The following is a 1,037-nucleotide window of genomic DNA, read 5'->3' as shown; positions in this document are numbered from 1 at the left end:
TTGAGTGAGCTTTCAAAGAACGCGAGCGCTTGCGGGGTTCCGACATTGAGCGTTCGCTCGAAACTCTCTATTGCGCCAGTAAACGTCGGATTATCGACACTCGCCTGTTCCATGAGGCGCGCGTGATGCAGGATTGTGCGATTGTTCCAGCCGGTACTGACGAGCGAAGTGCCCACTGCGCCCGCGAAGATCCGTACGAAGTTCGAAAGCCCCGCGGCAGCGGGAATTTTCTCGGGGGGAAGCCCTGAAAGAATAATCGCTGTGAGCGGCGTGAAAAAGAGGGCTGTCGGTATCCCCTGCAGGAGGGTCGGTAGCACAAGCGTGTAACGGTCAACCTCCGTCGTGTAAAGCGAGCGCATGTAGAACACACCCGCGAATCCTAAAAATGCGAGCGTCGCCAGCACCCGCATATCCGAGCGAGGCATGATCTTGCCCATCACTGGCGCCAGGATGACCGCGAAGACGCCGAGTGGCGCTGTTGCCAGCCCCGCATCAACGGCGCGATAGCCTAAAAAGCCCTGAATCCACTGAGGGAGAATCACCAGGTTGGCGAAAAAGACCGCGTAGGCAACTGAAATCGCTATCGTCCCGCCAAGAAAATTTCGGCCCTTGAAGAGCCGCAAATCGATCACCGGCCGCTCGTCGGTCAGCTCCCATATCACGAAAAACGCGAACACTACTACTGCGACGATACCCAGCGTCCAGATGAGTGGCGAGTTGAACCAGTCGAGGTCCTTACCCTTGTCGAGCATGACCTGGAGCGATCCCACCCAGATGATCAGCGAGATCACGCCGACCTTGTCGATCGGCAGCTTGCGCGACGGCGTTTCGCGGTCGCGGTAGATCGCCCAGATCGCACCCGCAGCAAAGAGCCCCACCGGTACGTTGATGTAGAAGATCCATGACCAGCTATAGCTGTCGGTAATCCAGCCGCCCAGCGCGGGTCCGGCAATCGGCCCGACTGTCGCCGTCATCGCCCATAGCGACAGCGCACTCGCACTCTTCTCCTTTGGAAACGAGGCAAGCAGGAGAGCCTG

Annotated in this window: 1 protein-coding gene; it reads right to left on the bottom strand. The window is 58.6% G+C overall.

What is annotated here, in order from left to right:
• A partial coding sequence (locus U5A57_RS41260; RefSeq protein ID WP_321918089.1) for a DHA2 family efflux MFS transporter permease subunit occupies positions 1-1,037 on the bottom strand: 1,037 nt, incomplete at both ends.

The sequence above is a fragment of the Paraburkholderia sp. J11-2 genome (genome assembly GCF_905220185.1).
In the GTDB taxonomy this organism is placed as follows: domain Bacteria; phylum Pseudomonadota; class Gammaproteobacteria; order Burkholderiales; family Burkholderiaceae; genus Paraburkholderia.
Note: the sequence above shows the minus strand (reverse complement) of the source record. Positions and strands in the feature narration are given on the sequence as shown.